The 26,811-nt window shown below is 64.9% G+C and carries 24 protein-coding genes and 1 other RNA gene; 14 read left to right on the forward strand and 11 right to left on the reverse strand.

Translation table 11 applies throughout. The features are described from left to right. On the forward strand, window positions 1-757 hold a 757-nt coding region (gene htpX, locus RMO23_RS14200), incomplete at its 5' end, for a protease HtpX (protein ID WP_309682791.1). Window positions 758-776: 19 nt separating this feature from the next. Here the strand turns inward: htpX and hutC are convergent. From hutC to RMO23_RS14225, 5 genes are all read right to left on the reverse strand, one after another. Further along, window positions 777-1,574, reverse strand: coding sequence for a histidine utilization repressor (gene hutC / locus RMO23_RS14205; protein WP_309682792.1), 798 nt, complete (start codon window positions 1,572-1,574; stop codon window positions 777-779). 10 nt (window positions 1,575-1,584) lie between these two features. After that, complete coding sequence (locus RMO23_RS14210) at window positions 1,585-2,364, reverse strand: ABC transporter ATP-binding protein (protein WP_309682794.1); 780 nt, start codon at window positions 2,362-2,364, stop codon at window positions 1,585-1,587. Between the two features lie 112 nt (window positions 2,365-2,476). After that, window positions 2,477-3,313, reverse strand: a complete 837-nt coding sequence (locus RMO23_RS14215) for an ABC transporter permease (RefSeq protein ID WP_309682797.1) — start codon at window positions 3,311-3,313, stop codon at window positions 2,477-2,479. Window positions 3,314-3,325: 12 nt separating this feature from the next. Beyond that, entirely contained in the window at window positions 3,326-4,294 is a 969-nt protein-coding gene (locus RMO23_RS14220; protein ID WP_309682799.1) for an ABC transporter substrate-binding protein, read from the reverse strand. Window positions 4,295-4,584: 290 nt separating this feature from the next. Beyond that, window positions 4,585-5,508, reverse strand: a complete 924-nt coding sequence (locus RMO23_RS14225) for a LysR substrate-binding domain-containing protein (RefSeq protein ID WP_309682800.1) — start codon at window positions 5,506-5,508, stop codon at window positions 4,585-4,587. 94 nt (window positions 5,509-5,602) lie between these two features. Between RMO23_RS14225 and RMO23_RS14230 the strand changes: the two genes are divergently transcribed. After that, window positions 5,603-6,862, forward strand: a complete 1,260-nt coding sequence (locus RMO23_RS14230; protein ID WP_309682803.1) for a CoA transferase — start codon at window positions 5,603-5,605, stop codon at window positions 6,860-6,862. After that, window positions 6,859-8,007 (forward strand): acyl-CoA dehydrogenase family protein, encoded by a 1,149-nt coding sequence (locus RMO23_RS14235; RefSeq protein ID WP_309682808.1) that lies wholly within the window; start codon window positions 6,859-6,861, stop codon window positions 8,005-8,007. The genes RMO23_RS14230 and RMO23_RS14235 overlap by 4 nt, the downstream gene beginning before the upstream one ends. A gap of 21 nt (window positions 8,008-8,028) precedes the next feature. Here the strand turns inward: RMO23_RS14235 and RMO23_RS14240 are convergent, their stop codons facing one another. Then, complete coding sequence (locus RMO23_RS14240; protein WP_309682810.1) at window positions 8,029-9,726, reverse strand: NAD(P)/FAD-dependent oxidoreductase; 1,698 nt, start codon at window positions 9,724-9,726, stop codon at window positions 8,029-8,031. A gap of 83 nt (window positions 9,727-9,809) precedes the next feature. Here RMO23_RS14240 and rnpB point away from each other — a divergent pair. Next, an RNA gene (rnpB, locus tag RMO23_RS14245) (RNase P RNA component class A) lies at window positions 9,810-10,149 on the forward strand. 13 nt (window positions 10,150-10,162) lie between these two features. On the opposite strand, the gene RMO23_RS14250 is transcribed toward rnpB, so the two are convergent. The 3 genes from RMO23_RS14250 to RMO23_RS14260 are packed head-to-tail and all read right to left on the reverse strand — an operon-like array spanning window position 10,163 to window position 13,300. Then, window positions 10,163-10,681: a DUF2127 domain-containing protein gene (locus RMO23_RS14250; protein ID WP_309682813.1), complete on the reverse strand. Its 519-nt coding sequence runs from the start codon at window positions 10,679-10,681 to the stop codon at window positions 10,163-10,165. 46 nt (window positions 10,682-10,727) lie between these two features. Beyond that, window positions 10,728-11,588, reverse strand: a complete 861-nt coding sequence (locus RMO23_RS14255; RefSeq protein WP_309682815.1) for a basic amino acid ABC transporter substrate-binding protein — start codon at window positions 11,586-11,588, stop codon at window positions 10,728-10,730. A 56-nt stretch (window positions 11,589-11,644) separates the two neighbouring features. Continuing rightward, a complete protein-coding gene (locus RMO23_RS14260; protein ID WP_309682817.1) occupies window positions 11,645-13,300 on the reverse strand; it encodes an MBL fold metallo-hydrolase in 1,656 nt (551 codons plus the stop codon). A 135-nt stretch (window positions 13,301-13,435) separates the two neighbouring features. Here RMO23_RS14260 and RMO23_RS14265 point away from each other — a divergent pair, with 135 nt between their 5' ends. Further along, complete coding sequence (locus RMO23_RS14265; protein WP_309682820.1) at window positions 13,436-14,437, forward strand: tripartite tricarboxylate transporter substrate binding protein; 1,002 nt, start codon at window positions 13,436-13,438, stop codon at window positions 14,435-14,437. A gap of 49 nt (window positions 14,438-14,486) precedes the next feature. On the opposite strand, the gene RMO23_RS14270 is transcribed toward RMO23_RS14265, so the two are convergent. After that, the gene (locus RMO23_RS14270) at window positions 14,487-15,032 is read right to left on the reverse strand and encodes a carboxymuconolactone decarboxylase family protein (protein WP_309682823.1); all 546 of its coding nucleotides are present in this window, start codon (window positions 15,030-15,032) and stop codon (window positions 14,487-14,489) included. Window positions 15,033-15,108: 76 nt separating this feature from the next. Between RMO23_RS14270 and dapF the strand changes: the two genes are divergently transcribed. The 3 genes from dapF to RMO23_RS14285 all read left to right on the forward strand — a co-directional run bounded on the left by dapF (window position 15,109) and on the right by RMO23_RS14285 (window position 17,882). Continuing rightward, a complete protein-coding gene (dapF, locus tag RMO23_RS14275; protein WP_309682826.1) occupies window positions 15,109-15,996 on the forward strand; it encodes a diaminopimelate epimerase in 888 nt (295 codons plus the stop codon). Between the two features lie 138 nt (window positions 15,997-16,134). After that, complete coding sequence (locus tag RMO23_RS14280; RefSeq protein ID WP_309682828.1) at window positions 16,135-16,836, forward strand: DUF484 family protein; 702 nt, start codon at window positions 16,135-16,137, stop codon at window positions 16,834-16,836. 8 nt (window positions 16,837-16,844) lie between these two features. After that, window positions 16,845-17,882, forward strand: a complete 1,038-nt coding sequence (locus tag RMO23_RS14285) for a tyrosine recombinase XerC (RefSeq protein WP_309682830.1) — start codon at window positions 16,845-16,847, stop codon at window positions 17,880-17,882. Between the two features lie 11 nt (window positions 17,883-17,893). On the opposite strand, the gene RMO23_RS14290 is transcribed toward RMO23_RS14285, so the two are convergent. Beyond that, window positions 17,894-19,639 (reverse strand): 7TM diverse intracellular signaling domain-containing protein, encoded by a 1,746-nt coding sequence (locus tag RMO23_RS14290; protein ID WP_309682832.1) that lies wholly within the window; start codon window positions 19,637-19,639, stop codon window positions 17,894-17,896. A gap of 192 nt (window positions 19,640-19,831) precedes the next feature. Between RMO23_RS14290 and RMO23_RS14295 the strand changes: the two genes are divergently transcribed. The 6 genes from RMO23_RS14295 to rsmH all read left to right on the forward strand — a co-directional run. Beyond that, window positions 19,832-21,031: a class I SAM-dependent methyltransferase gene (locus RMO23_RS14295; RefSeq protein ID WP_309682834.1), complete on the forward strand. Its 1,200-nt coding sequence runs from the start codon at window positions 19,832-19,834 to the stop codon at window positions 21,029-21,031. Between the two features lie 185 nt (window positions 21,032-21,216). Next, a complete protein-coding gene (locus RMO23_RS14300; RefSeq protein ID WP_309682836.1) occupies window positions 21,217-22,287 on the forward strand; it encodes a GTP-binding protein in 1,071 nt (356 codons plus the stop codon). A 288-nt stretch (window positions 22,288-22,575) separates the two neighbouring features. Continuing rightward, a complete protein-coding gene (dksA, locus tag RMO23_RS14305; protein WP_309682839.1) occupies window positions 22,576-23,646 on the forward strand; it encodes an RNA polymerase-binding protein DksA in 1,071 nt (356 codons plus the stop codon). A 44-nt stretch (window positions 23,647-23,690) separates the two neighbouring features. Beyond that, entirely contained in the window at window positions 23,691-25,484 is a 1,794-nt protein-coding gene (locus tag RMO23_RS14310) for an STAS domain-containing protein (protein WP_309682841.1), read from the forward strand. 385 nt (window positions 25,485-25,869) lie between these two features. Further along, window positions 25,870-26,298, forward strand: a complete 429-nt coding sequence (gene mraZ / locus RMO23_RS14315; protein ID WP_309682843.1) for a division/cell wall cluster transcriptional repressor MraZ — start codon at window positions 25,870-25,872, stop codon at window positions 26,296-26,298. 10 nt (window positions 26,299-26,308) lie between these two features. Then, window positions 26,309-26,811, forward strand: a 503-nt coding sequence (gene rsmH / locus RMO23_RS14320) for a 16S rRNA (cytosine(1402)-N(4))-methyltransferase RsmH (RefSeq protein ID WP_309682846.1), incomplete at its 3' end; no start/stop codon positions are given.

The following is a 26,811-nucleotide window of genomic DNA, read 5'->3' on the forward strand; positions in this document are numbered from 1 at the left end:
GCTGCTCGGCTTTGCGCTGGTCATGGGTTTTGGCGGCGCCATCATCTCGCTGCTGATCAGCAAGCCGGTGGCCAAGTGGAGCGCCGGCGTGCGCATCATCAATGACTCGCAGAATGGCGATGAAGCCTGGATTGTCGAGACTGTGCGCAAGCTGGCCGACAAAGCCAAAATCGGCATGCCCGAGGTCGGCATTTTTGACGGCGCGCCCAACGCCTTTGCCACCGGCGCCTTCAAGAATTCGTCGCTGGTGGCGGTGTCCACCGGTTTGCTGCAGGGCATGACCAAGGAGGAGATCGAGGCCGTGATCGGCCACGAGATCGCCCACATTGCCAATGGCGACATGGTCACCATGACCCTGATCCAGGGCGTCATGAACACCTTCGTCGTGTTCCTGTCACGCGTCATCGGCTATGCGGTCGACAGCTTCTTGCGTCGTGGCAACGATAACAACTCCGGCCCCGGCATTGGTTATTACGTCAGCACCATCGTGCTCGACATCGTGCTCGGCTTTGCCGCCGCCATGGTGGTGGCCTGGTTCTCGCGCCACCGCGAGTTCCGCGCCGATGCCGGTGCCGCGCAACTGATGGGCCGCAAGCAGCCCATGATGAACGCCCTGGCCCGCCTGGGCGGCATGCAGCCGGGCGAGCTGCCCAAGGCCGTGGAAGCCATGGGCATCACCGGCGGCATGGGCAAGCTGTTTGCCACGCACCCGCCGATTGAAGAGCGCATTGCCGCCTTGCAGGCGGCGCAGGGCTGACGGCCGCCGCGCCTGCCGCCTAACTGGTGACGGCGTTACCGTCGGTGCGAAACCGGCTGCCCAGGCGGTAGCGCATGCCGGGGTGCAGGCAGCGCACGATGGTGATGGGCTCCTCATGTATCCAGGTGCGGCGGGTCAGCAGCAGGCCGGGTTGGTGCAATTCCATTTGCAGCAGCTCGGCCTGTTCACGCGTGGGCAGGACGGCATCGACCACATGCTCCATCTGGTCAAACAGCACCGTGCGCACCAGAAAGTCCGAAGGCTGCTCCAGCGTGAAATCCTGTTGTCCGAAAGTGGGCGCCATGCGCGGGTTGACGTAGCGGTCTTCGAGTTGCATGGGCACGCCGTCTTCCAGGTGCACGCAGACCGAGTGAAACACCGACTCGCCGGTATGCAGGCCCAACGCGGATGCGATGTCCAGCGAAGCCGAAATGCGCTCCACCGTCACGACCCGGCACTGGTAGTCGTGGCCCCTGCGCCGAATGTCATCGGGCAGGCGTGCGATCTGCAGCAGGTTGGCTTGCGGCTTGTCATCGGCCACAAAGCTGCCCACCCCCCCAATGCGCTTGATGCGGCCTTGCTCCGCCAGTTCGCGCAGGGCCCGGTTGACGGTCATGCGCGACAGGCCGAACTGCGCCACCAGCTCACTTTCGGAGGGCAGCCGGTCGCCCGCCTTCCAGGTGCCGTCCTGGATCTTGCGCGCCACGAAATCCTTGACCTGCTGGTAACGCGCGACATTGGGCGGCAAGCGGTCGGCCCCGGCTGGAGGACCGGTTTCGTGCGCCGCTGGGCGCAGGAGGTGAAGTTTGGGGTTCATCAGACCCTTGTCAATGCTCGGCCGACGCCATCGACTCGGCGCGGATTTCCTCGGTCAGGCGCGCCTTGAGGTCCATGAACTCCGGCGAGGTCTTGATCGTGTAGTGCCGCGGGTGCGGCAGGTTCACGGCGATGTCGGACTTGATGCGCCCTGGCCGCGCACTGAACACCGCCACGCGGTTGGCCATGAAGATGGCCTCGTCAATGTCGTGCGTCACGAACAGCACGGTCTTGCGGGCCGATTCCCAGATGCCCAGCAGCAGCTCCTGCATCAGCACGCGGGTCTGGTTGTCGAGCGCGCCAAAGGGCTCGTCGAGCAGCAGGATCTTGGGGTCGTTGGCCAGCGCTCGCGCAATCGCCGTGCGCTGCTGCATGCCGCCCGAAAGCTGCTTTGGAAAGTGGTTTTCAAAACCGCGCAGGCCGACCTTGGCCATGAAGTAGTCGCTGCGGTCCTTCTGGTCGGCTTCACTCATGCCGCGCTCACGCAGGCCAAAGCGGATGTTCTGCGCGACGCTCAGCCACGGGAACAGTGTGTAGCTCTGAAACACCATGCCGCGGTCGGCGCCTGGCCCTTCGACCGGTCGGCCGTCGAGCAGGGCCCGGCCGGTGCTGGGCCGCTCCAGCCCGGCGACGATGCGCAGCAGCGTGGACTTGCCGCAGCCCGAAGGGCCGAGGATGGTGACGAAGTCGTTGTCGTTGACTTCGAAGTCGACCGGCAGCAGCGCCTGTGTGCGCTGGCCTTTGGCGGTTTCGAAGACGCGCGACACCCCTTGAATGGACAGTTGGCTCATAGTAAGTTCCCCCACGCTCTGCACTGCGTGTTTTCGCTGCCCCAAAGCGCAGGTGTGTCCGGCGCTTCGCTTGGACGTGGGGCGTTCGTGTCTTGGGACGGCCCGGCGATACTCATATTGAACTCCAGGCAAAAAGGCGGCGGTTCAGCGCCTTGAAGGCAAAGTCGGACACCAGGCCAATCAGCCCGATGATGATGATGCCGAAGATGATTTGCCCGGTGTTGAGCAGCGCCTGGCTGTCGGTGATCATGTGGCCGATGCCGCTGGACGAGCCAATCAGCTCGGCCACGATCACATAAGTCCAGGCCCAGCCCAGCACCAGGCGCAGGGTTTCGGCGATGCCGGGCGCGGCGCCGGGAATCAGCACGCGGTTGATGATGCCCCGGTCAGAAGCGCCCAGCGTGTAGGCGGCTTCGACCAGGTCGCGCCGCGCACCGCCCACGGTGAAGGCCACCATCAGCACGATCTGGAACACCGAACCGATGAAGATCACCAGGATTTTCTGCGTTTCGCCAATGCCGGCCCACAAAATGAGCAAGGGGATGAAAGCAGATGCAGGCAGGTAGCGGCAGAACGACACGAAGGGCTCGAAAAAGGCCTCGACCCCCTTGTAAGTGCCCATGGCAATGCCCAGCGGCACGGCGATCAGGCTGGCCAGGATGAAGCCGCCAAACACCCGCCACACCGTCATGCCGATGTCGTGGATGAAGTTGTGTTCGGTGAACAGCAGCCAGCCTTCGCGGGCCATCGTCATGGGACTGGCCAGGAAGGTGGGCGACACGAAACCGCCCAGCGTAAAGCCGGCCCAGACCAGCACGAACAACACGAAAAAGCCCAGGCCCAGCAGCCAGCGCGTGTTGCCGCCCACCGGCTCCAGCGGCGCCAGCCGGCCGCTGCGCGGACGCACCGGGGCTTCGGGCAAATGAGGGGGTGTTTGCACGTGTTCCATGGCTTGACTGCCTTACTTGATGTAGCTGGCGTCAAACGTGACGGCGAGGTTCTCGGGCGCCTTGCGGATCACGCCGGACTCCAGCAATATCTTCTCGGCATCCTTCATAAAGGTGGTGATCTCGCCGGCAAAGAACTTCTGGTTGGCCGCCTTGTCCTGCCAGCGCAGATAGGCGGATGATTTTGCAAACTGCTCGCCGGTCTGCTTGACGGCCGAGCCCATCAACTCGTTGGACTTGACGGGGTCGGCCTTGATCATGGCAAGTGCGTCGAAGTAGGAATTGGCGAGCGCCTGGGCCGCCTTGGGATTGGCCTTGAGCCAGGGTGGTGCGCAGCCCACGGTATCCATCACCATCGGGTAGTCCAGCGTGGTGGCCAGAATCTTGCCGGCGGCCGGGTTGTCGCGCACCGTGGACAGATACGGCTCGTAGGTCATGGCCGCGTCGTTCTGGCCGGCCACAAAGGCCTGGGCCGACGCCTGCGGCGAGAGCGTGGTGGTCTTGACGTCCTTGATCGTCATGCCGTTTTTGTTGAGCATCCAGGCCAGGCCGAAGTAGGGCGCGGTGCCGGGCGCATCCACGCCTATGGTCTTGCCCTTGAGGTCGGCAAAGTTCTTGATGTCGCCGCGTACGGCGAGGCCGTCAGCGCCGTAGGATTTGTCCATCTGGAAGATCTGCACGATGGGCACGCCGTTGGCGTTCCAGGCCACATGGGTCTCTACCGTGGTGGCCGCGCACTGGATCGCCCCGGCCGCCAGCGCCAGGTGGCGGTCTTTCTGCGGAATGAACTTGATTTCCACGTCCAGTCCGTTTTTCTTGAAGATGCCGGCCTTGTCGGCCAATGACAGCGGGGCAAAGCCGGTCCAGCCGGACATGCCCAAGACTATCTTGGTGTCCTGCGCCACTGCGGTCGAGGCCATGCCGGCCACGCAAACACCCATCGCCAGCAGCGAAGTCAATTTCTTGACGGTTGTCTTAACCATTACGTACTCCAGTTTGATTCTGAAAATCGGTTGATCCCAGGATCCCTGCACGGCAAAGTCTGGGTAGCTGCATTTTTGCCGGTGCGTGCCATCCTGTATATACAAGTAAACCCTAGTTTGCCAAATTTGAAGCATGCGATGGTGTTTGCCAGAGCTGGCCATGGTCATAGTTAGCAGGTGAAACATCGCATTAATTGTTGTTGGAAGACTCTGTCTATACAGGCATTGAATTTTTGCCGCGGTGTCGACCTGGGAACCGGGTTTAGCGGCAGATGGCCGCCAAGCGGTGATCAGGATGGGGTTGGCTTGACCTCGTCCGGCTGACGCGAAAAGCTGGCGCGCACCGTGTGCGTCAGTACCCCGGTCAGTGCCGGCTGCTGGTCGCTCCCGGCCGGGTAGGCCAGCACCACCGACTGCGGCAGCAGCGTGCCGCGCAGCGCCCGGCAGGCAATCCGTTTGCCGTCGTAGCTCACGTCGCGCAGCGGCCGGGTGGTGAGCACGGACACGCCCAGGCCATTGGCCACCATGGCCCGCACCATCTCCATCGAAGCGCTTTCATGGGCAATGCGCGGCGTGACGCCGGCCGCGTGGAACAGCGACAGAAAGTAGGCCCGGCTGTGCGGCAGATTGATCAGGATCAGCGGCTCGCGCGCCAGCTCGGCCAGGCGCAGCTGGCCGCGTCCCGCCAGCGCATGGCCCCAGGGCAGCAGCGCATAGGGCCGCAGGTCCGTTACCGGCTCCAGCCGCACGCTGCGCGCCAGGCCCAGGTCGTACATCAGCGCCACGTCCAGGGCGCCGCGCTCGAGCTGGCGTGTCAGCGTTTCGGTGTCGCCTTCTTCCACCTGCACAGCGATGCCGGGGTGTTCGGCGCGCAGGCGGGCCAGCACCTCGGGCAGGTAGCGCGGCCCCAGCGTGCTCAGGCAGCCCACGCGCAACTGGCCTTCGAGCGTGGCGGAGCGCGGCGCCACCAGTGACTCGGCCTGGCGCAGCAGCGCCCGCGCTTGCCGGAACCGCGCCGTGCCGGCGGCGGTGAGCTCCAGGCCGCGTGCGTGCAGCCGCACAAACAGCTGCTCACCCCACAGCTCTTCGAGTTCGGCAATGGCCTTGGAGATGGAGGGCTGGGACACATTGAGGGCCTGGGCCGCGCGTGCGGCGCCGCCATGGCGCGCCGCGGCGGCGAAATATTCGACCTGGCGCAAGCTGAAATGAATCATTTATTTTCATCCAATGCATATGAATTCTGTATTTTCATTGATTCAATGCCAGGTCAACAATGGCGTCATTCAACGACTTCCCAAGGAACCCGCCATGTCCGACGCCCCCACCATCCGCCCGCTCGACGGGCTGCGCATTCTTGACTTCACCCGGGTGCTGGCGGGCCCGCTGGCCACCGCGTTGCTGGCCGACCTGGGCGCCGAGGTGATCAAGGTCGAGCCGCCGCAGGGCGATGACTACCGCGCCATCGGCCCGATGAAGAACGGCGAGAGCGCCTTGTTCACGGTGATGAACCGCAACAAGAAAAGCCTGGTGCTCGACCTCAAGCTGCAGGAATCGGTGGAACTGATCCAGGCGCTGGCCGAGCGGGTTGACGTGGTGATTGAAAACTTCCGCCCCGGCGTGGCCGAACGGCTGGGCATTGGCGCGGCGGCGCTGCTGGCGCGCAACCCCAAGCTGGTTTATGTGAGCGTGTCGGGCTTTGGCCAGACCGGCCCCTGCGCCAGCCGCCCGGCCTACGACGTGATCGTGCAGGCCATGAGCGGGATCATGGAAGCCACGGGCGATCCCGACGGCCCGCCCACCTTGGTGGGCGAGGCGATATCCGACGTGGTGGCCGGCCTGTTCGCCTCGTGGGCCACGCTGGCGGCCGTGCACCAGACCAGCCGCACCGGCCAGGGTCAGCATGTGGACGTGGCCATGTTCGACACCACGCTGAGTTTTCTGGCGACCTCGGTGTCGCGCTACCTGTTCACCGGCCAGCCCGCCCGGCGCGTCGGCAACCGACACCCGCTGTCGGCGCCGTTTGGCGTGTACCGGGCAAAGGACGGGCACTTTGCGCTGGCGGTGCTGAATCGCAAGCTGTTTGCAGCGTTGGCCAGGGCCATGGGCCGGCCCGAATTCGGGCAGGACGACAGCCTGGCCACGGACGAGCAGCGCTCGGCCCGCGAGCCGGAACTGCGCGCCGCCATTGAGACCTGGGCGGCACAGCACACGGTGGCGGCAGTCGTCGCGCACATCGAAGCGGCGGGCGTCCCGGTGGCACCGATCTGGAACATAGCGCAGGCGCTGAATTCACCCCAGGCGCAGGCGCGCGAGCTGCTGCAGCCGGTGGACGATGCGCGGCTGCCCGGCTTGCGCCTGCCAACCCAGCCGGTGCGCTTTGGCGGTGCGGCGCCCAATCGGGCCACGCGCGCGCCCGCGCTGGGCGAGCACACGAACGACATCCTCGCCAGCCTGCTGGGCTGCGGCATCGACAAACTGGCCGAGCTGCGGGCCGCCGGTGTTTTTGGCGACCACCCGGCACCGGCGTCTACCCCATCAACCCACGTTGTTTTGAAGGAGAAAGCATGACTACCACCCTGCGCCTCGGCGTCAGCGCTGACGACCAGGCCCTGGCCGATGCCGTCGCCAAATTCGCCCAAGCCGAACTCGCGCCCCGCGCGCAGGCACTCGACGAACAAGAGCTGTCCGCGACCTGCCACCTGCCCCAACTCGCCGAACTCGGCGTGATGGGCCTGAACCTGCCCGAGCACCTGGGCGGCCCGGGCGTCACGCCCACGGCCATGCTGCTGGCGCTGGTGGAAATCTCCAGGGCCTGCGCCGCGACCTCGTCGATGATGGGCGCGCACTACCTGGGCACCGACGCCGTGCTGATAGGCGGCAATGCCGCGCAACACCAGGCCTGGCTGCCGCGTGCCGCCAGCGGCGAATGGCTGGCCGGTTTTGCCCTGACCGAACCGCGCGGCGGCTCGCACCCGGCCGATCTGCGCACCCGCGCCGTGCGCGAAGGCGGGCACTACCGCATCGACGGTGTCAAGCACTTCATCTCGAACGCCGCCGAGGCGAAATTTCTGGTGGTCTTTGCCAAGACCGACCTGGCTGCGGGCCCGCGCGGCGTGAGCGCCTTCATCGTGGACCGGCAGACGCCGGGCATCAGCGTCTCCAGCCCTGAAAAGCTGATGGGCATTCGCGGCGCGCACGCGTTCGAGGTGTCGTTTGACGGCGTCAGGGTGCCGGCCGACTGCCGCCTGGGCGAGGAAGGCACGGGTTTCAGGACCGCCATGAAGGTGCTGGACAACAGCCGCCTGGATGTGGCGGCCACCTCGCTGGGCATTGCCGAGGCCGCGCTGGCCGCCGCGGTGCAATGGGCCAAGGACCGCCAGATCGCTGGCGAGGCGCTGGCCGGCAAGCAGGGCATCCAGTGGATGCTGGCCGACATGAAGCTGCGTCTGGAGGCGGCCTGGGGGCTCACGCTGCAAGCCACCGCCCTGCGCAGCGCCGGAAAAGTTTTTACCCAGCAGTCGGCCATGGCCAAGCTCTATGCCTCGGAGATGGTGGGTTTCGTCACCGATTGCGCCCTGCAGATCCACGGCGGCTATGGTTTTACGCGCGAGATGCCGCTGGAGCGCTACGCGCGCGACGCCCGCATTCTGCGCATCTACGAAGGCTCGTCCGAGATCCAGCGCACCATCATTGCCCGCGCCGTGCTGGGATAACGAGTCCGCAGAGGCCGCCGCTCACGCGCTCAGCAGAGTGCGCGCCAAGGCTTCTGCCACCTTGATGCCATCCACGCCGGCCGACAAAATGCCGCCGGCATAGCTGGCACCTTCGCCGGCCGGGTAGAGGCCGCGCACATTCACGCTTTGCAGGTCTTCGCCACGGCTGATCTTGATGGGCGACGAGGTGCGGGTTTCCACGCCGGTCAGCACGGCGTCATGCGTGTCAAAGCCCTTGATCTTGCGGCCAAAGGCGGGAAAGGCTTCGCGCATCGCTTCGATCGCGTAGCCGGGCAGGGCCGATGACAGGTCACCGAGGGTCACGCCCGGTTTGTACGAGGGATTGACACTGCCCAGCGCGGTAGACGGGCGCCCGGCCACAAAGTCGCCGACCAGCTGGGCCGGCGCCTGGTAGTTGCTGCCGCCCAGCACATAGGCATGCGATTCCAGCTGGCGCTGCAGTGCTATGCCGGCCAGCGCATCGCCCGGGTAATCGCGCGGATCAATGCCCACCACGATGCCGGCGTTGGCATTGCGCTCGTTGCGCGAATACTGGCTCATGCCGTTGGTCACGACGCGGCCGGGCTCCGAGGTGGCGGCCACCACCGTGCCACCTGGGCACATGCAAAAGCTGTAAACCGAGCGGCCATTGCTGGCGTGGTGCACCAGCTTGTAATCGGCCGCGCCCAGCAGCGGATGGCCGGCATGTTTGCCCCAGCGCGCGCGGTCGATGATGCCCTGCGGGTGCTCGACCCGAAAGCCGATGGAAAAAGGCTTGGCTTCGATGTAGACACCGCGATCATGCAGCATGGCAAAGGTGTCGCGCGCGCTGTGGCCCAGCGCCATGATGACCTGGTCGGCGCGCAGCTCCTGCGTTTCCCCGCTGGCCTGATCCAGCACCGTCAGGCCGCGCAGGTGTTTGCCGCCGGGGCCGTCTTCAATCAGCACATCGGTCACGCGCTGCTCAAAACGGATTTCGCCACCCAGCGCCACGATTTGCGCGCGGATGTTTTCCACCACCTTGACCAGCTTGAAGGTGCCGATATGGGGCCGCGCCACATAAAGAATCTCGGGCGGCGCGCCGGCCTTGACGAACTCCTGCATGACCTTGCGGCCCAGATGCCGCGGGTCCTTGATCTGGCTGTAGAGCTTGCCGTCGGAAAACGTGCCGGCACCGCCTTCGCCAAACTGCACGTTGGACTCGGGGTTGAGTGTGTTTTTGCGCCACAGGCCCCAGGTGTCGCGGGTGCGCTGGCGCACGGTTTTGCCGCGCTCCAGCACGATGGGCTTGAAGCCCATTTGCGCCAGCAGCAGGGCCGCAAAAATGCCGCAGGGGCCAAAGCCGATCACCACCGGGCGCAGCGCCAGGCCAGCGGGCGCTTGCCCCACCGGGTAGTAAGCCATGTCGGGCGCCGGCTGGATCTGCGGGTTGCCAGCAAATTTCGCAAGCAGGGCAGCCTCGACCGGCGACGGGCCGCCCCTGGCCGGGAGGGCCCCCTCGGGGGGCAGCAAGGACACGTCCGTGCCGAGCGTGGGGGCCAATTCCACATCGACGATGTAGACCTGCAGCAGCTCGGCCTTGCGGGCGTCAAAGCTGCGCTTGTGGATGTGGAAAGTCTGGATGCCGGCGCTGGCAATGCCCAGGGTGCGGGCGATCAGCGAAGGCAGGGCGTCTTCCGCGTGGTCCAGCGGAAGTTTGAGTTCAGTCAGGCGAATCATGAGGCGGCTCGTGTTGATCAAGCAGCCGGTATTTTAAGGCGCGGCTGTTCCGGCAGCCCGGCGCAGGGGATAATATGCAGCGTGAAGCCTGCCAGACCGCCGCTGGTGCAAGTCTCGAAAGAGCGCACTGGAGGAACGTCCGGACTGCACAGGACAGCGTAGGAGGTAACACCTCTCCACCGTGAGGTGAGGATCAGAGCAACAGAGACGAGTCGCTTTTGGGGTAACCCAAGGGCGGGTGAAACGGGCAATCTCTACGCGCAGCAATACCAAGTAGGCCAACGTTGATGTGGTTCCGCAGAGTTGGCGGGTAGGTAGCACCGAGCCGGGTGGGCGACCCCCGGCCCAGATTAATGGCGGTCACACTGGAGCGTCGCAAGACGCCTCAGCGCACAAAATCCGGCTTATCGGCGGGCTTCACACTTTTCATTCGGGTTCATCCCGGGCCGTTGCCTATTGTCAGGGCTGCAGACCTGCCGCGCCGGCGATAAAGCCGCTTCCAGAGTTGAAACGCCAGAAAGCCCACCACCGCGATGTTGGCCAGCAAGACGGCGGTATTGATGAGGGTGCTGCGGTGCACCAGGTGCGCGACTTCCAGCGGGATGTACAGCGCACCCGACAGCGCACCCAGCCATTCAGCCCAGATTTTGTCCTTCCACAGGCCGTAGGCTTCGAGCAGCCGCACCGTGATGTAGGCCAGGGCCACGGGCGCCAGCGAACGCAGGTCGATGGCGCTGAGCCAGTCGGCGTAGCGCAGCAACAGGGCCGGATAGTGCAGGGCCGGGTCGAGATGAAAGCGCCACAACAGTGCCAGCGCGGCCTGGTGCAGGTCGTGGTGCAGCAAACCCAGCAGGCCGATGCCGGCCGCCAGCGCCGCCACGCCTTTGACGGCTTCAAACAGGGCAATCGCGCGCAGCGTGCGCCGACGGGCGGCGGGCGGGACGGGCAGGGTCATGAGGGCTGAAACCGCAAGCCCGCGCCGCCGGGCTCAGGCTTCCGGTTTATTTGGAAGCAGCGACAGCCGGTGTGGCTGCGGCCGGCGCGGCGCCAAAGTATTTGGCGTAAATCTGGTTGTAGGTGCCGTCGGCCTTGATCTCGGCCAGGCCCTTGCTGAGCTTTTCCTGCAACTCGGTATTGCCCTTTTTGACGGCCAGGCCGTATTGTTCGGCGGCGAAGCTGGCGTCGCTGACGGTCTTGAACCTGGCGCCGGGGTTGTTGGCGACGTAGTGCACGACCACGCCGTTGTCGGCCACCACCGCATCCACGCCACCGGCTTCCAGTTCTTTCAGGGCCAGCGGGGTCGATTCAAAACGCTTGACGTTGGGGCTTTCCTTGCCCTGCAGCTTGCTGATGACCTCGTCGCCGGTGGTGCCGTTTTGCACGCCGACCTTGAGTTTCTTCAGGTCGGCAAATTTGGCGATCTTGGCGTCCTGCTTCACCGCAATCAGCTGCTGCGCATCAAAGTAGGGCGCCGAAAAATCCATGGTCTGCTTGCGCTCGTCGGTGATGGTGATGCTTGACACCAGAAAGTCGCGGTCGCCCTGGCCCAGCGAATTGAAAATGCCTTCCCACGGCGTGTTGACGAATTTCACCTCAATGCCGGCTTTTTGCGCCACGGCCTTGACCACATCGATGTCGAAGCCGACGATGTCGCCCTTTTCATTCTGGGACTCAAACGGGGCGTAGGCGGCGTCGGTGCCGACCACATAGACCTTGGCGGCGGGCGCGGGCGCCGTGGCGGCCGGGGCCGGTGCGCTGGCAGCCGGGGCGGGCGGCTGCTGTTTGCCGCAGGCCACTAAAACCAGTCCGGCCAGCAGGGTGCCGGCGGTTTGCAAAAAACGTCGTGTCGTGATGGAAGGCATGAAAGGGTTCCGTTCAGGTCAAAAGGGACCAGTTTAATGAAGTCAAGGCCTGGCAACTATTCGGGCAAGCCCGCTGGCAGCGCCCGCAGCCGGTCCACATGCGCCTGCAGCGAGCGCAGCGCCACCGGCCATAGCGCGGGCGGCGTGTCGTCATAGACCAGCGCCAGCCAGTCGTTCAGGCTGCCATCGGGCCTGGCCTGCATGGCCGCTGCCACCTTGGCCTCGCGCCTGAGCCGATGCGCCTTGAGTTGCGCAATCGCCTGCTTCGCCGCGCCCAGCACATAGCCGTGGGCAGGCAAGATAAAGGCGATGCCGAGCTCGGCGCAGGCGGCGCTCAGGGTATCGAGCGATGCCAGGTAGGCGCTCATCTCGCCGTCGGGCGGGTTGATGATGGTGGTGCTGCCGTTGAGGATGTGGTCGCCCGAAAACAGCAGGCCGTCTTCGAGCAACACCAGGCACAGGTGGTTGGCCGCGTGCCCAGGCGTGTGAATGACCTTCAAAGTGTGCTCCAGCCCGTTACCCGCAAGCATGAGCAGCTCCTGATTTGATAGCGATCGGTCCGGCGTGAACTGCGCATCCGGGCGCGCGGTCGGTGCCGAGGGCAGGCCCAGAATCGGCGGCTGGCCGGTGCACAGCGCCTGCAGCGGCCGGGCGGCGGGGGAGTGATCGGGGTGGGAATGGGTGCAGACGATGGCCTCGATGCGGCCACCGGTGGCTTCAAACAAACGCTGAACATGGCCGGCATCGTCGGGGCCGGGGTCGATCACGATATAGCCGCTGGCTGTGTCGCCCACGATGTAGCTGTTGGTGCCCGGCCCGGTCATCATGCCGGGGTTGGGCGCGGTCAGGCGCATGACGTTTTTCAAAAGCCGTACCGGCTGCGCGGTCTGCCAGTCCAGCCGGTGCAGGATCTGCCCGTCGGGGCAGCTCAGTTCAAGCTCGCCGTAGGGCGCCTCGTGTTCCATGTAACGCGCCTCCTGGCCCGCCAGCAGGCCGGCGCGCGGGCAGGAGGTCCACAGCGGCTGCTCGGACGCGGCGCAGGCCGCCAGCACCGCGTCCACGGTCGGGTAGCTGCCGAGCCGCTGCAGCGTGCGTATGGTCGGAAAGATCATGAAGAAGCCGCCGGCCGCATGCCGCGCCAGCGCCTCGGTCGGGCGCACCCAGACCGGCTCGAACTGCTCGGTTTCGTCGGCCACCGGGTGCTGGCCCCCGGGCATGCGCGCCACCAGAAAAGGCACGTCAAAGCGGCGCGGCAGGTCACGGTCGGTGATCCAGTGGGCCAGCACAAACACCTCGGCGCCCGCCAGCGTCAGGCCGCGCCCTTCATCAAAATTTTGGCATTGCACGGCAAACGGCGCCTTGCGGTCCAGCGCCGCAATGTCGGCGCTGTTGACATGGCGGCCATCGGCATGGCGCGCCAGCAGCACGCCGAGCTCCTCAAAGCTCTCGCGGATCGCGGCGATGGCCTGCGTCAGGTGCAGATCGCCCTGGCTGGCGCGGCGCGTGGACTGGCCGTGGGCCTGGGCATCCGCCGCGTCAATGCCGCCGCCGGGAAACACATAGGCGCCGGGGGCAAAGCTGGCTGTCATGGAGCGCCGCGTCATCAGCACTTCCAGGCCATCGGACGTGTCGCGCAGCAACAGCACCGTAGCGGCCGGGCGCAGCGGGGCGGGCTCGCGCTGGGGGTGAAGGAGTTGGGAAGGTCTGGCCATGACCCGATTTTGCAGCGAAATGTGGCAATGGCACCTGGCGCCCCAACCACAGTCGCCCGGCTAAGTGTTATCCGCAATGGTGCGGTGGCAGGCCCGACCCGACACTAACCGGCACTTTACTTGCAGGAATCGCGTATGACGACATGGATTTCCAGGACCGCTCTGGCCCTGACGACCGCCGCCTTGTGCGCCAGCAGCCCGAGCGTCATGGCGCAGGCTGCTGCGACCGGCTCAGGACAGGCATGGCCGGGCAGACAAGCGATCAAATTTGTCGCCGTCTTCCCGCCCGGCGGCTCGGTCGATCAGGTCGCCCGCATTCTGGCGCAGCCGCTGTCGCAGCAGCTCGGCCAAAGCATTATTGTGGAGAACAAGGGCGGCGCGTCGGGCGCCATCGGCACGGCGGCGGTGGCCGCAGCGCCCGCCGACGGCTACACCTTTGGGGTGGTTTTTGATACCCACGGCGTCAACCCCAGCCTGATTCCGGGCCTGGCCTTCGACACCCGCAAGGACCTGGCCCCGGTGGCGCTGATCGGCACCTCGGCCATGGTGCTGGCGACCTTTTCGGCGTCCGAGTACAAAAGCTTGGCCGACGTGGTGGCGGCGGCCAAGGCCAAAAAGAATGTCAGCTACGGCAGCATCGGTTCCGGCAGCCTCGGGCATCTGGCGATGGCGCTGCTCGGCAAAAGCGGCAACATCGACTGGCAGCATGTGCCCTACAAAGGCGGCGGCCCGCTGATGACCGACGCGGTGGCCGGCCATGTGCCGCTGTCCATCGGCTCGGTGTTTGTGACCAAGCCGCACATCGACAGCGGCCGGCTGCGCCCGCTGGCGGTCACGACCAGCAAACGCTCGCCCGATCTGCCCAATGTGCCGACGCTGGCCGAAAGCGGCTTTGCCGGCTTTGACGCGCCAGCCTGGTGGGCGATTGTGGCGCCAGCCAAAACGCCGCCCGAGCTGCTCAAACGCATGAACGACGAGGTCAACAAGGTGCTCAAGAACCCGGACATCGCCAAAAAACTCAGCGCGCAAGGGATTGACATTGTCGGCGGCTCGCAGGAATCGGCCGGCGTTTTCATCGACAGGCAAATCGACATCTGGGCCAAGGTGGTCAAGGACAATGGCATCAAGGCAGACTAGACCGCCTGACTTCCGGTCACAAAAACGGGGCCATTGCGCCCGGTTTTCATCATTCCTCCGGCGAAACCCCCAGCGCGACCAGAAAACGCGCGACCATGTTGTAGGTGGCAATCGCGCTGGTCAGCTCCACAATTTCCGTGGTGTCGAAGTGCGCCCGCAATGCGGCGAACAGCTCATCGCTGACCTTGACGTCGAGCGTCATCTGCGCCGCATACCGGACCACGAGCTGCTCGACCGCACCCAGGGACGGGTGCTCAGCCGTTTGCCGCGCGTCGGCCTTGACCAGCGCATTCAGGCCGTCGAGTTCGGCCTGCGTGCCACCGGCGGTCAGGAAATCCGGCGCATGGTGTTGGTACTCATAGGCGGCGCCGGTCAGCAGCGCCACCGTGCAAATGCCGAGCTCGCGCAGCTTGCGGCTGGTCGGCAGTTCGCTGCGCACCGCCTTCAGGTAGACATTCCAGCCGCGCGCCAGCGGCTCGCTCCAGAGCAGCGCCCGGTCCAGATTGATCAGGCTGCCGCCGCGGCGCGCCAGGATGGCGTCCACCAGTTCCTGCGGCTGGCTTTTAAGGGCGGGGGTCCAGTCGGGGATGCGCATGGTCGTGGCTGCTCGGGAGTTGCGGTGCCCAGAGCGTACCGTGAATCGATGGCGCAAGTGCAGCGGATAATGCGCCATGCGAATCCGATTTACCAAGATGCAGGGTGCGGGCAACGATTTTGTGATGCTCGACGAGACGCGGGGCTCGCTGGGCCTGACGCGGGCGCAGTACCGCTTTCTGGCCGACCGGCACTTTGGCGTCGGCGCCGACCAGATTCTGACGGTCAGGCCGCCGCCCAAGGACGCGGGTGATGACATCGATTTTGAGTACGTGATCCACAACGCCGACGGCGGCGAGGTCGAGCAATGCGGCAACGGCGCGCGCTGCTTTGTGCGCTTTGTGCGCGAGCAGGGGCTGACCAGCAAGGACGTGGTGCGGGTCAAGACCCTGGGCGGCGTGATCGAGCCGCGGCTGCAGGCCGATGGCCGCGTCACGGTGGACATGGGCGCGCCGGTGTTTGAGCTGGCGCGCATTCCGTTTGACGCCGCCGGTTTGACGCCGCAGGCCGCCGGCTCATGGCAAAAATGGCCGCTAGCCCTTGAGGAACGTGCGCTGATAGCTCCTGTTTTGATAGCGGCTCTGTCGATGGGAAACCCCCACGCGGTGCAGCTGGTGCAGGACGTGGATACGGCGCCGGTGCTGCAGGATGGCCCGCTGATCGAAAACCACCCGCGTTTTGCGCGCCGCGTCAACGCCGGTTTCATGCAGGTGGTGTCGCGCGGCCAGATTCGGCTGCGGGTGTACGAGCGCGGCGCCGGCGAAACGCTGGCCTGCGGCACCGGCGCCTGTGCGGCGGCGGTCGCCGGCATGCGCTGGGGCCTGCTCGACAGTCGGGTCGAGGTGTTGACGCGCGGCGGCGCGCTGACGATTGAATGGTCGGGCCAGCTGGACGCCCCGGTCATGATGACCGGCCCGGCCACCACGGTGTTCGAGTCCGAGATCGAGATTCCGGACCGCCCTTAAGACACTGCTGCTCCATTCTGTTCAAGCAGGGGCCGCGGAACTGGCTTTGCCAGGCCGCAGGCGCAGCGGCCCCCTTGGGGGGCAGGAAGCGACACAAAGTGCGCGACCGTGGGGGCCTATTTACCTACAATGCCCGACATGAACCCCAACGAACACTCCATCACCGAAGACGACATCGCCAACTTTCTGGCCAACACGCCCGATTTCTTCGAGCGCCATGCCGAGCTGCTGGCCACCGTGCAGCTGTCCAGCGGCCATGGCAGCCGCGCCGTCAGCCTGCAGGAGCGCCAGGCCGGCATGCTGCGCGAGAAGATCAAGGGGCTGGAAACCAAGGTGGTCGAGATGATCCGCCACGGCCAGGACAACGAGGGCATTGCCGACAAGCTGCACGGCTGGACCCGCCAGCTGCTGCAGACGGCGCAGGCGCGCGAGCTGCCGGGCGCCATCGTGCACGGCCTGACCAGCGGTTTTCAGATTCCGCAGGCCGCCATCAAGGTCTGGCGCGTCAACGGCATTTTCTCCAACGAGAGCTTTGCCACCGGCGTCAGCGACGACGCCCAGACCTTTGCCAGCTCCCTGAGCGCGCCCTACTGCGGCGTCAATTCCGGTTTTGAGGCAGTCGGCTGGCTGCCCGAGCCGGCGCTGGCCCTGTCGCTGGCGCTGATTCCGCTGCGCGCCGAGGCCGCTGCGCCGGTGGCCGGTCTGCTGGTGCTGGCCTCGCCCGACCCCGGGCGTTTTGACAGCGCCATGGGCACCGATTTCCTGGAGCGGCTGGGCGAACTGGCCGGCGCCGCGCTGTCCCGGCTGCGCGCCCAGCCTGCGGCAGCCGACAGTCAATAAGCCGCACCATGACGCAGCCGCCCCCGCTTGCGTCACCGCCGGAAACGAAGCCGGAGCCGGCGCATGGCTACGAGACCGACCCGCTGGTGGCGCGCTACCTGGAGCATGTGCGGGTAGAAAAGCGCCTGGCCCAGCGCACGGTCGAGCTGTATGCGCTGGACCTGCAAAAACTGCAGGCCAATGCCCGCCAGGCCAGCGTGGCGCTGACGGCGGCGCACAACAACCACATGCGGCGCTGGGTGGCGCAAATGCATGCGGCCGGCCGCAGCGGACGCGGCATTGCGCTGATCCTGTCGGGCTGGCGCGGCTTTTACACCTGGCTGGGGCGCGAAGGCCTGGTGGCCGCCAACCCGGTGCAGGATGTGCGCTCGCCCAGGGCGCCCAAGCCGCTGCCCAAGGCCCTGAGTGTTGACGAAGCGGTGCAGCTGGCCAGCTACCGGCCGGCCAGCGAAGGCCATGACCCTTTTCTGGAAGCGCGCGACCAGTGCATCACCGAGCTGCTCTACGGCTGCGGCCTGCGCATTGGCGAGCTGGTGGGGCTGGATCTGCGCGCCAGCGGCCAGGCGCGCGGCTGGATCGACCCCGATGCGGCCGAGGCCCATGTGCTGGGCAAGGGCGCGAAGCGGCGCAGTGTGCCGGTGGGCCGCCTGGCGCTGCAGGCGCTGGCCGCGTGGCTGGCGGCGCGCAGCCAGCTGGCACAGCGGGCTCAGGGGGTCGAGGGCGATGCGGCGCTGTTCATCAGCCAGCGCGGCACCCGGCTCACGCCGCAGCAGATCCGGGTCCGGCTAAAGCAGCGTTCGCTCAAAGCCGGGCTGGCGACGCCGGTGCATCCGCACATGCTGCGGCATTCGTTTGCCAGCCATGTGCTGCAGTCCAGCGGCGACCTGCGCGCGGTGCAGGAGTTGCTGGGCCACGCCAATATCACCACCACGCAGGTCTATACGCGGCTTGATTTTCAGCACCTGGCCAAGGTCTATGACGCGGCCCATCCGCGGGCCATGCTGGCGGGCAAGCCGGGCAAGGGCAAGGAGCCGCTCAAGCGCTGAGCGGCCCGCGCTCAGGCGGTTTTGAACGGGCGCGTGCGCCGCAAAAAAGGCCTTGGTGGCGCATCGTCCAGCGTGAAGACGGCGCGTTTGCTGTCCACCGGTGCGGCGGCCAGGCGCGCCTCCAGCTGGCTCAGCACGCCTTGCGCGTTGGCGCCCTGCAGCGGCACCACCGCGTAGGCCACGCGCACCTGCGCCACGCAGTCCACATGCAGGCGCTTGTAGGGCATCAGGCAGCGCGCCACGATGCGCGGCCCCAGCGTCGCGGCATCCTCGGCGCTGAACGGGCCTTCCACCAGCATGCCAAAGCGCCGCTCCGACAGCCGCGCCGCGCTGTCGATTTCGCGCGCCGTGGACAGCAGCCGCTCGGCCACATGCAGCGGCAGGTCGTCGGCCGCCTTGCGTCCGAAGTCGCGCTGGATCTGATCGCAATTGACCAGGTCGATCAGCAACACCGCACTGTGGTGCTGCAGCCGCCCGGAGCGCGCGATCATGCGCAGCAGCCGTTCCGCGAACACATGGCCGTTGATCAGGCCGGTGGCCGGGTCGACCCGGCCCAGGCCCTGAATCCGGCGTATGTTCTCGCGCCGCTGCTGGCTGCGCAGCATCAGCACCACCATGACGATGGGCAGGTGCAGCGCCGCGCTCAGTTGCATGCCGTGCAGCGTCAGAAAATCCAGCGGCACCAGGTCGGCGTGGCGCGCCAGCGTCCAGTCTGCAGAGGCCAGAACCGGCAGGTAGGCCAGCATCAGCCAGGGGGCAAAGCGGTCGCCGTGCCGCCAGGCCCAGGCCATCATCAGCAGGCCGGTCAGCTGCATCAGCAGCAGCACCGGCACAAACAGCGTGGTGCGATGGGCCGCTGGCACCTGCGTCAGCGCGGCCGCCACCAGCCCCCCCAGCAGCGCCAGCGCCAGCATCAGCCAGTGCAGACGGCGCGAGCGCTCGGGCAGGGACACGGCGGCCGATATGAACAGCAGGGACGCGGCGCCGGTCAGCACCGGCAGCACCGAGGTGGAGAGGTCGTTCCAGCGCGGCCAGTCGGGCCACAGGTGCAGGCCGCCAATGCCGGTGACGGTGGCCTGGGTCAGGCTGAACAGCGTTACGTACAGCGCATAGCAGCCGTAAGCCGAGTCACGCAGTGACACCGCGCCCACCGCCGACACCAGCGCCGCCAGACCGGTCAGGCCAAAAAAAATGCCCAGGATCAGCGACACCCGCTGTTCGGTGTAGCTCAGCCGCCCTTCGCTGATGAAGCGCAGCGGCGCGCTCTCGGCGTGGCCGTTTTCCAGCCGCAGCAGGTATCGGGTGGGCACCTCGGCCGATAAATCAATGGGCAGCAAGGGGTGGCGGTGCGGTACCGGCCATTGGCTCACGGCCATCAGGTCGCCGGCCCGCTGCTCGTTCCAGCGGCCGGCACGGTCCAGGGTGTAGAGCGAAGCGCGGTCTATCGACGGGTAGGGCACCTCCAGATACCAGCGCTCGGCGTCCGGCGCGGGCGGCACGGTAAAGCGCACCCACAGCGCGTTGCCGCTGGTCACCGGGTAAATCGCGTCCGCGCGGGTCGGTGCCCAGGCCAGGTCGGCGGCGTTGGCCACCTGCTCGGCGCTGAACTGGCCGGTCGGGTCTATCCAGTAGTCGCCCCAGTCCCGCAGGGCCACCGGCTGGGCGCGGGTGTCCAGGTCCAGCACCGAACGCGCCTGCGCCGGCGCGCTGGCCAGCGCCAGCAGCGCGCCCAGCCACAGCGCCATCACCATAGTCATCGCCAGGTCGGAAAAGCGGCCGGCCAAACCTGACCATGGCCTGGCGCGCCCGGGTTGCGAAAAAAAGTTGTTAAAAATCATTAACTTGCGATTGTCGCAAAATTCAAGGGACATTCGTCGGGCAGATGGTGGCAGGGCGCTGAACTGGCGTGACGCGGCATCGGATGCAAGCGAAGCCGCGACAATAGACGCATGAAAATAATTCGACTCAAGGAAGGCAAAGAGCGCTCTTTGCTGCGCCGCCACCCCTGGATTTTTGACGGCGCCATTGCCAAGGGCGGCGGCGATGCCGGTGAAACCGTGCGGGTGGAAGGCCACGACGGGCAGTTTTTGGGCTGGGCGGCCTTCAGCCCGAGTTCCAAAATCCGCGCCAGGGTCTGGAGTTTTGATGAAAACGAACGCATCGATGCTTCGTTTTTCATAGCGCGTATCGAGCTTGCAATAAGGGCTAGAAGCCTTTTTGACATACAAAGCGACGGCTGGCGGCTGATTCACGGCGAATCCGACGGCCTGCCCGGCGTGGTGGTGGACCGCTACGGCGACACGCTGGTGGCGCAGTTTTCCAGCTGCGGCGCCGAGCGCTGGAAAGGCGTGATCGTCGATGCGCTGCTGGCGCAAACCGGCCTGACGCGACTTTATGAGCGCTCGGACGCGAGCGTGCGCTCACTCGAAGGCCTGCCCGAGGCAACGGGCTGGCTGGCCGGCGCCGGTGATACCGCCGTCACCATCACCGAACACGACTGGACGCTGAGCCTGGACGTGGCGCAGGGCCACAAGACCGGCTTTTACCTGGACCAGCGCGACAGCCGGCACAAGTTTGCGGCCCATGCGCGCCGCCTGCGGTTTCAGCGGGTGCTCAACTGCTACTGCTACACCGGCGGCTTTACCGTGGCCGCGCTGGCGGGCGGCGCCCGGCATGTCACCTCGATCGACTCGTCGGGCCCGGCCATCGAACGCGCCGCGGCCAACGTAGCGCTGAACGGCTTTGACGCCAGCCGCAGCACGCTGCTGGACGCCGATGTCAACGCCATGCTGCGCCAGTACCTCAAGGACGGCAAGACCTTTGATGCGATCGTGCTCGATCCGCCCAAGTTTGCACCCACCATCACCCATGCCGAGCGCGCCGCCCGTGCCTACAAGGACATCAACCGGCTGGCGCTGAGCATTCTGGAGCCGGGCGGCGTGCTGTTTACCTATTCCTGTTCGGGCGGTATCAGCGCCGACCTGTTTCACAAGATCGTGGCCTCGGCCGGCACCGACGCCGGCGTGGACGCCTATATTTCCGAACGCCTGGGCGGCGCGCCCGACCACCCGATGACGGTGGCGTTTCCGGAGGGCGAGTACCTCAAGGGCCTGGTGCTGGTGAAAAAACCGGCCCAATCGCTCATTTAGGAGAAAAATCGGCCTCTGCCCCAGGTAATACGTGTGCTTGAAGCTATCAAAATAATAGCAACTGCCGGGCAAGGCGGTATTCGGGCCCGCCTGCCGGGGGCTTGAACGGGCCGCTAAACTCCCCAGCTTGGGGCTGTCCCCTTTTTGTTCAGTTCCGCGTTTTCGCTGTTTTTTAGGTCTTCATCATGAGCTTGATTCCCGTCACCATCCTCACCGGCTTTCTCGGCTCGGGCAAAACCACGCTGCTCAAACGCATCCTGACCGAAGCCCACGGCCAGAAGATTGCCGTCATTGAAAACGAGTTTGGCGAGGAAAACATCGACAACGAAATCCTGGTCAACGACACCCAGGAAAACATCATCCAGATGAACAATGGCTGCATTTGCTGCTCAATCCGCGAGGATCTGCGCGAAACCCTGCAGTTGCTGGCCGCCAAGAAGCGCAAGGGCCTGCTGGACTTTGAGCGCGTGGTGATTGAAACCACCGGCCTGGCCGACCCCGGCCCGGTGGCGCAAACCTTTTTCATGGACGAGGAAATCGCCGAGCAGTACCTGCTCGACTCCATCCTGACCCTGGTCGATGCCAAGCACGCGGCCGGCCAGCTCAATGACCGGCAGGAAGCGCGGCGCCAGGTCGGTTTTGCCGACCAGATTTTCATCAGCAAGTCCGACCTGGTGTCCGAGGGTGAGGTCAAGGCGCTGATGCACCGGCTCACGCACATGAACCCGCGCGCGCCGCAAAAAGCCGTGCATTTTGGCGAGGTGGCGATTGCCGATGTGTTTGACCTGCGCGGCTTCAACCTCAATGCCAAGCTCGACATCGACCCGGATTTCCTCAAGGCCGAGGATCATTCGGATCACGACCACGACCACGACCATCATGAGCACGAGCATGGCGAACATTGCGACCATCCCGCGCATGCCCAGGATGCCGTCCAGGGTCACCATCACCACCATGACGACGACGTCAAGAGCTTTGTGTTCCGCTCCGACAAGGCCTTCAGCCCGGCCAAACTCGAAGACTTCCTGGGCGCGGTGGTCAACATCTACGGCCCGCGCATGCTGCGCTACAAGGGGGTGCTGAATATGCAGGGCACCGAGCGCAAAGTGATTTTTCAGGGCGTGCACCAGCTCATGGGCAGCGACCTCGGCCCGGCCTGGGCAGAGGGCGAAAAGAAAACCAGCAAGATGGTGTTTATCGGCATCGATTTGCCCAAAGATATTTTCTTGCAGGGGCTTGAGCAGTGCCTGGTTTGAGGTAGGCTGTCCGCTTACAGCCTATAACAGGCGGAGGGCTTCATGTTTGTATCGATTCTCCAACGATTTGGATTCCGGGCAGCACAGCGCGGCGGCGAGCCGCTACAATCGCGCGCCGAACAAAATACCCGGAAAGCCGAAGCGGACAAAACGGGAGGTGCGGCAGTCAAACCAGGAAGTCTGGCAACAGGAGAACTGGCAACAGCTAGGGTCGGGCTGCCCGAGAGCAGTCAGGCCAGGAAACGGTCCGGGGAACACCCCGAGGCTGCTTCCCAGAGGAGAGACATTGTGAAAGCCCCAGCAAAAAAGTCCCAGGCCGCGGTCAAGACGGCTAGCAAGAAAGCCGCCATGAAGGTGCTTGCCAAGCCGGCTGCGAAATCGGCCGTAAAAACGGCCACCCAGGCCGTCGCCAAACCCGCCGTCAAGGCACAGCCGACCGCCAAAAAAGCCGTCCCGTCGGCCCAGCCCGCGGCCAGGGCCAAGGCGACCCCGGTGGCCAGCAAAAAGGCGGCTGCCAAACCGATGCCAGCCAAGGCCCAAGTCGCCGCCAGACCGGCCGCAAAACCGGCAGCGAAACCTGCCGCCCCCTCCGTCAAACCCAAGGCCGAACCCGTGACAACATCTGCCGTGAAAGCTTCCGCCAAGCCTGCTGCCAAAGACAGCAAAACGCCTGCCAAGGTGACGGCGCCGGTCGCGTCCCCCGTGCCGGCGTCCCGGCCCATGCTGGCACCCGTGCGCATGGCCTCGGCACCGCTCAAACCCGGCCGCAGAAGTTCTGCCCGGACCGCCACCCATTCACCCCCACCCGCACCCATGGTGCCAACCCATGCGCCCGACGCAGCCAAAGCCAGTTATTCCACAATGACCGAACGTGTGATTGCACCGCCCATCCAGGCGGCCGCCAAAAAAGACCCCAAGCTTGCCAACAACTGGAAAACCACCCCGGCCGAGCTGCTGACCGACGAGGAAGTCAAGGCCATGCCTGACGCCGAGTACATGAACGAAAAGCAGATGGCCTTTTTTCGCCACAAGCTGTCGCTGCTCAAGCAGGACATCCACAACAACGCCGGCGAGACCACCGAACACCTGCGCGAGGACACCGCCGTGGTGCCCGATCCGGCAGACCGCGCCACGATCGAGGAAGAGCACGCCCTGGAACTGCGCACCCGCGACCGCGAGCGCAAACTGCTCAAGAAAATCGAACAGTCGATTGCCCGCATTGATTCCGGTGACTACGGCTATTGCGATGAAACCGGCGAGCCGATTGGCGTGGGTCGCCTGATCGCCCGGCCCACCGCCAATTTGTCGCTCGAGGCGCAGCAGCGCCGCGAACTCAAGCAGAAAATGTTTGGTGACTGACCGCCGGCCTGCCGCCCAAGGTTTTTAATCGACCGCCCATCCCCATGTCCAAAGACGACACCGCGCAAGGCCTGCTATCGAAGATGGTGAGGTTCGTCCGCAATCCGGCCACCAGCTGGGCTGACCTGGACACGGTGCAGGGCGACCGCGACGAGGCCGTGAGCAAGCAGTTGCTCAAGGAAATGGTGGAGCGCAAGCGCCGCAACGACTTTGTGCGCAAACGCGAGTTCGACATGCTGCGCAAGATGCGCAAGCGCGAGGCCATAGGTGGCCTGGGGCAGGACCCCGGCGCCCGGCCCTCGTTTTTCCAGAGCAGCATGCCCTCCAAGCCCGATGACCGGGCGGTGACGCTCAAGAAGATCGACGAGATCGAAGCCCAGATGTCGATGCAGTGGTGGAAAACCAAGAACGGCGGTGTTCCGGACAACACGGTGCAGGGCGCGCTACCCCAGGCCAGGGGCACCCTGGCGCCATCGGCGCTGCTCGACAATGAACTTCCTGTTGCTTACCGCGCCACCGCCCCGGCCGGGCTGCGGCCCATGAACCAGAATGGCCCGCAGGCCGGGTCGGCGCGAGATCTTCTGTCGACCGGGAACGGCGGGTTGCCTGCATTTGGCACCGTGGCCGCGGGAAAACCGGGGTTTGCGAACGGTCGACGGGCCGACGAGAGCCGCGGTTCAGAGTTTTCACCGTCCAAAAGCTCGGCGGTGGAGGTGGCTGAGATCGTGGCCCACGATGCGGAGCTGGAAGAAGCCGCGATTCGCTTTGCCAATGGCGACAATGCGGGCGCGGAGAGTGGCCTGCTTGAAGTCCTGGGGCCCGGCGGTATCCGCGTCGGCCATTCGGAAACCTGGTTCATGCTGTTTGACCTGTATCGCGCCACCGCCCAGCAGGATAAATTCGAAGTGGCGGCCCTGCAGTTTGCCGAGCGTTTCAACCGCTCGGCGCCGCAGTGGTTCTCGATGCCGGACATGGTGAAATTGCTGATCGAACCCACCGACAAAGTGGGCGATGCCGGCAACGGGCCGGTCGCCGACTGGGCCTGCCCGTCGTCGCTGGGGATTCAGTCCGTGGCGGCGTTGAAGGCGGCATTGGTCAAGGCGCCCCTGCCCTGGCGACTGGACTGGAGCAAGTTGAAAACCATCGAGGCTGCGGCGGTTGACTCCCTGATTCAGGTGTTTGCGGGCTGGGCCAACGAAGCGGTTCAGTTGCGCTTCATCGCAGATGCCCAGCTGCAAAAGGTACTGATCGAGGCCACCCCGTCAGGCAACCGTGGCACCCCGCAAAACTGGTGGCAGCTGCGCATGGACACCCTGCGCGTGACGCACCGGCCCGACGATTTTGAGCTGGTCGCCCTCGATTTTTGTGTCACCTACGAAGTGTCGCCGCCGACCTGGGTCAATGCACGCTGTGTCTACAAACCGCTGGATGCCCTGGGCGCGGCCATTCGCGGCCAGACCATTATTGGCGACGTTTACCGTGACTCGGCTCCCATCAGCCTCAGTGCGGCGCTGGATGGGGACACCCAGATGGATGCCGCCCATTCCCAGATGGGCAATCTGTTTTCGGTGGAACTGGCGGGCCAGATCCAGGGCGACGCGATGGATGTTCTGGACCAGCTGGAAGTCAAGCTGATGGGCGCCGACATGATGCTGATTTCCTGCGAAAAGTTGATCCGCGTCGATTTTTCTGCCGCCGGCACGCTGCTGAACTGGGTATCTGCCCGTCAGGCTGAAAACCGCGCCGTACAGTTTTCCGGGGTCAATCGCCTCGTCGCCTCGTTCTTCAATGTCATCGGCATCACGGAATATGCCAGCGTGCTGATTCGCAGTGACTGAGGCAGGTCACGCGTGGGGTGAAGGCCGGCTGCTGCCTTGCACCTGATGCCATTTGGATAAAATACCGGGTCAATTCACCGGCTTTTCGAGCTTTCTGGCCTCGGCCCGCAGCGGCTCACGTCAAAACACCCAGAAAACCACCTTGCGCGCCACGCTCGCCAGAGCTTGGGGGGCCTGGTTTTTGCTTAAAGCTCTACTTTCATAACTGCAGCTAAGTGCTTCATTTAGAACGAATTTTGTGCCGCGCCAACATCCGAAAATGCCTCTAAGTCCTTGATTTCATTGAAAAAAATTGTTTCAAATCCCTTGCTTGCTCAGGGTTTCCTGATAAAGTGGGGAAAAGTGCAATTTAGTGGTGAAAAGTGTTTTCTAAAGGTTTTTAGCGGTGTTTCAAGGCGCATCTTCGTTGGTTCTCGATGCCAAGGGTCGGCTCTCTGTGCCAACCCGGCATCGTGACGTGCTGAGCGCCACCGCTTCCAGCCAGCTCACCATCACCAAGCATCCGCATGGCTGCCTCATGATTTTCCCACGCAATGAGTGGGAAAAATTTCGTGACCGCATTGCTTCACTGCCCATGCAGGCCCAGTGGTGGAAGCGCATTTTTCTGGGCAATGCCATGGATGTGGAGATGGATGCAACCGGCCGTGTGCTGGTCTCGCCCGAACTGCGCGCGGCGGCCGGCATCAGCAAGGACGCGGTGCTGCTCGGCATGGGCAGCTACTTTGAACTCTGGGATGCGGTGACCTATGCCGCCCAGGAGGCGGAGCAGATGAAGGGCGAGATGCCCGATGTCTTCAAAGACTTTTCATTCTGAAAGAATGACGGTGCAAGCTCCATGGGTTCACCGCACCGTCTTGTTGAACGAAGCCATCGAGGCGCTTCTTGTCAACCCGGACGGCCACTACATCGACGCGACTTTCGGCCGTGGCGGGCACTCCCGTCTGCTGCTTTCAAAGCTTTCGGCGCAGGGGCGCCTGACGGCTTTCGACAAGGATCTCGACGCCATTGCCGAGGCGCAAGCCATGGCCGATCCGCGTTTCTCGATTCGCCACGAGGGCTTCATGCACCTGGGTCAGCTGCCGGCGGCCAGCGCCGCGGGTGTGCTGCTGGACCTGGGCGTGAGTTCGCCCCAGATCGACAACCCGGAGCGGGGCTTTTCCTTCCGCTCGGAAGGGCCGCTGGACATGCGCATGGACACCACGCGCGGCCAAAGTGTGGCCGACTGGCTGGCCGATGCATCCATAGAAACCATGACGGAGGTGATTCGTGAATATGGCGAAGAACGGTTTGCTGGGCAGATTGCAAAGGCGATTGATCGTCGCCGACA

The sequence above is a fragment of the Polaromonas sp. genome (genome assembly GCF_031411155.1).
In the GTDB taxonomy this organism is placed as follows: Bacteria; Pseudomonadota; Gammaproteobacteria; order Burkholderiales; family Burkholderiaceae_C; genus Polaromonas.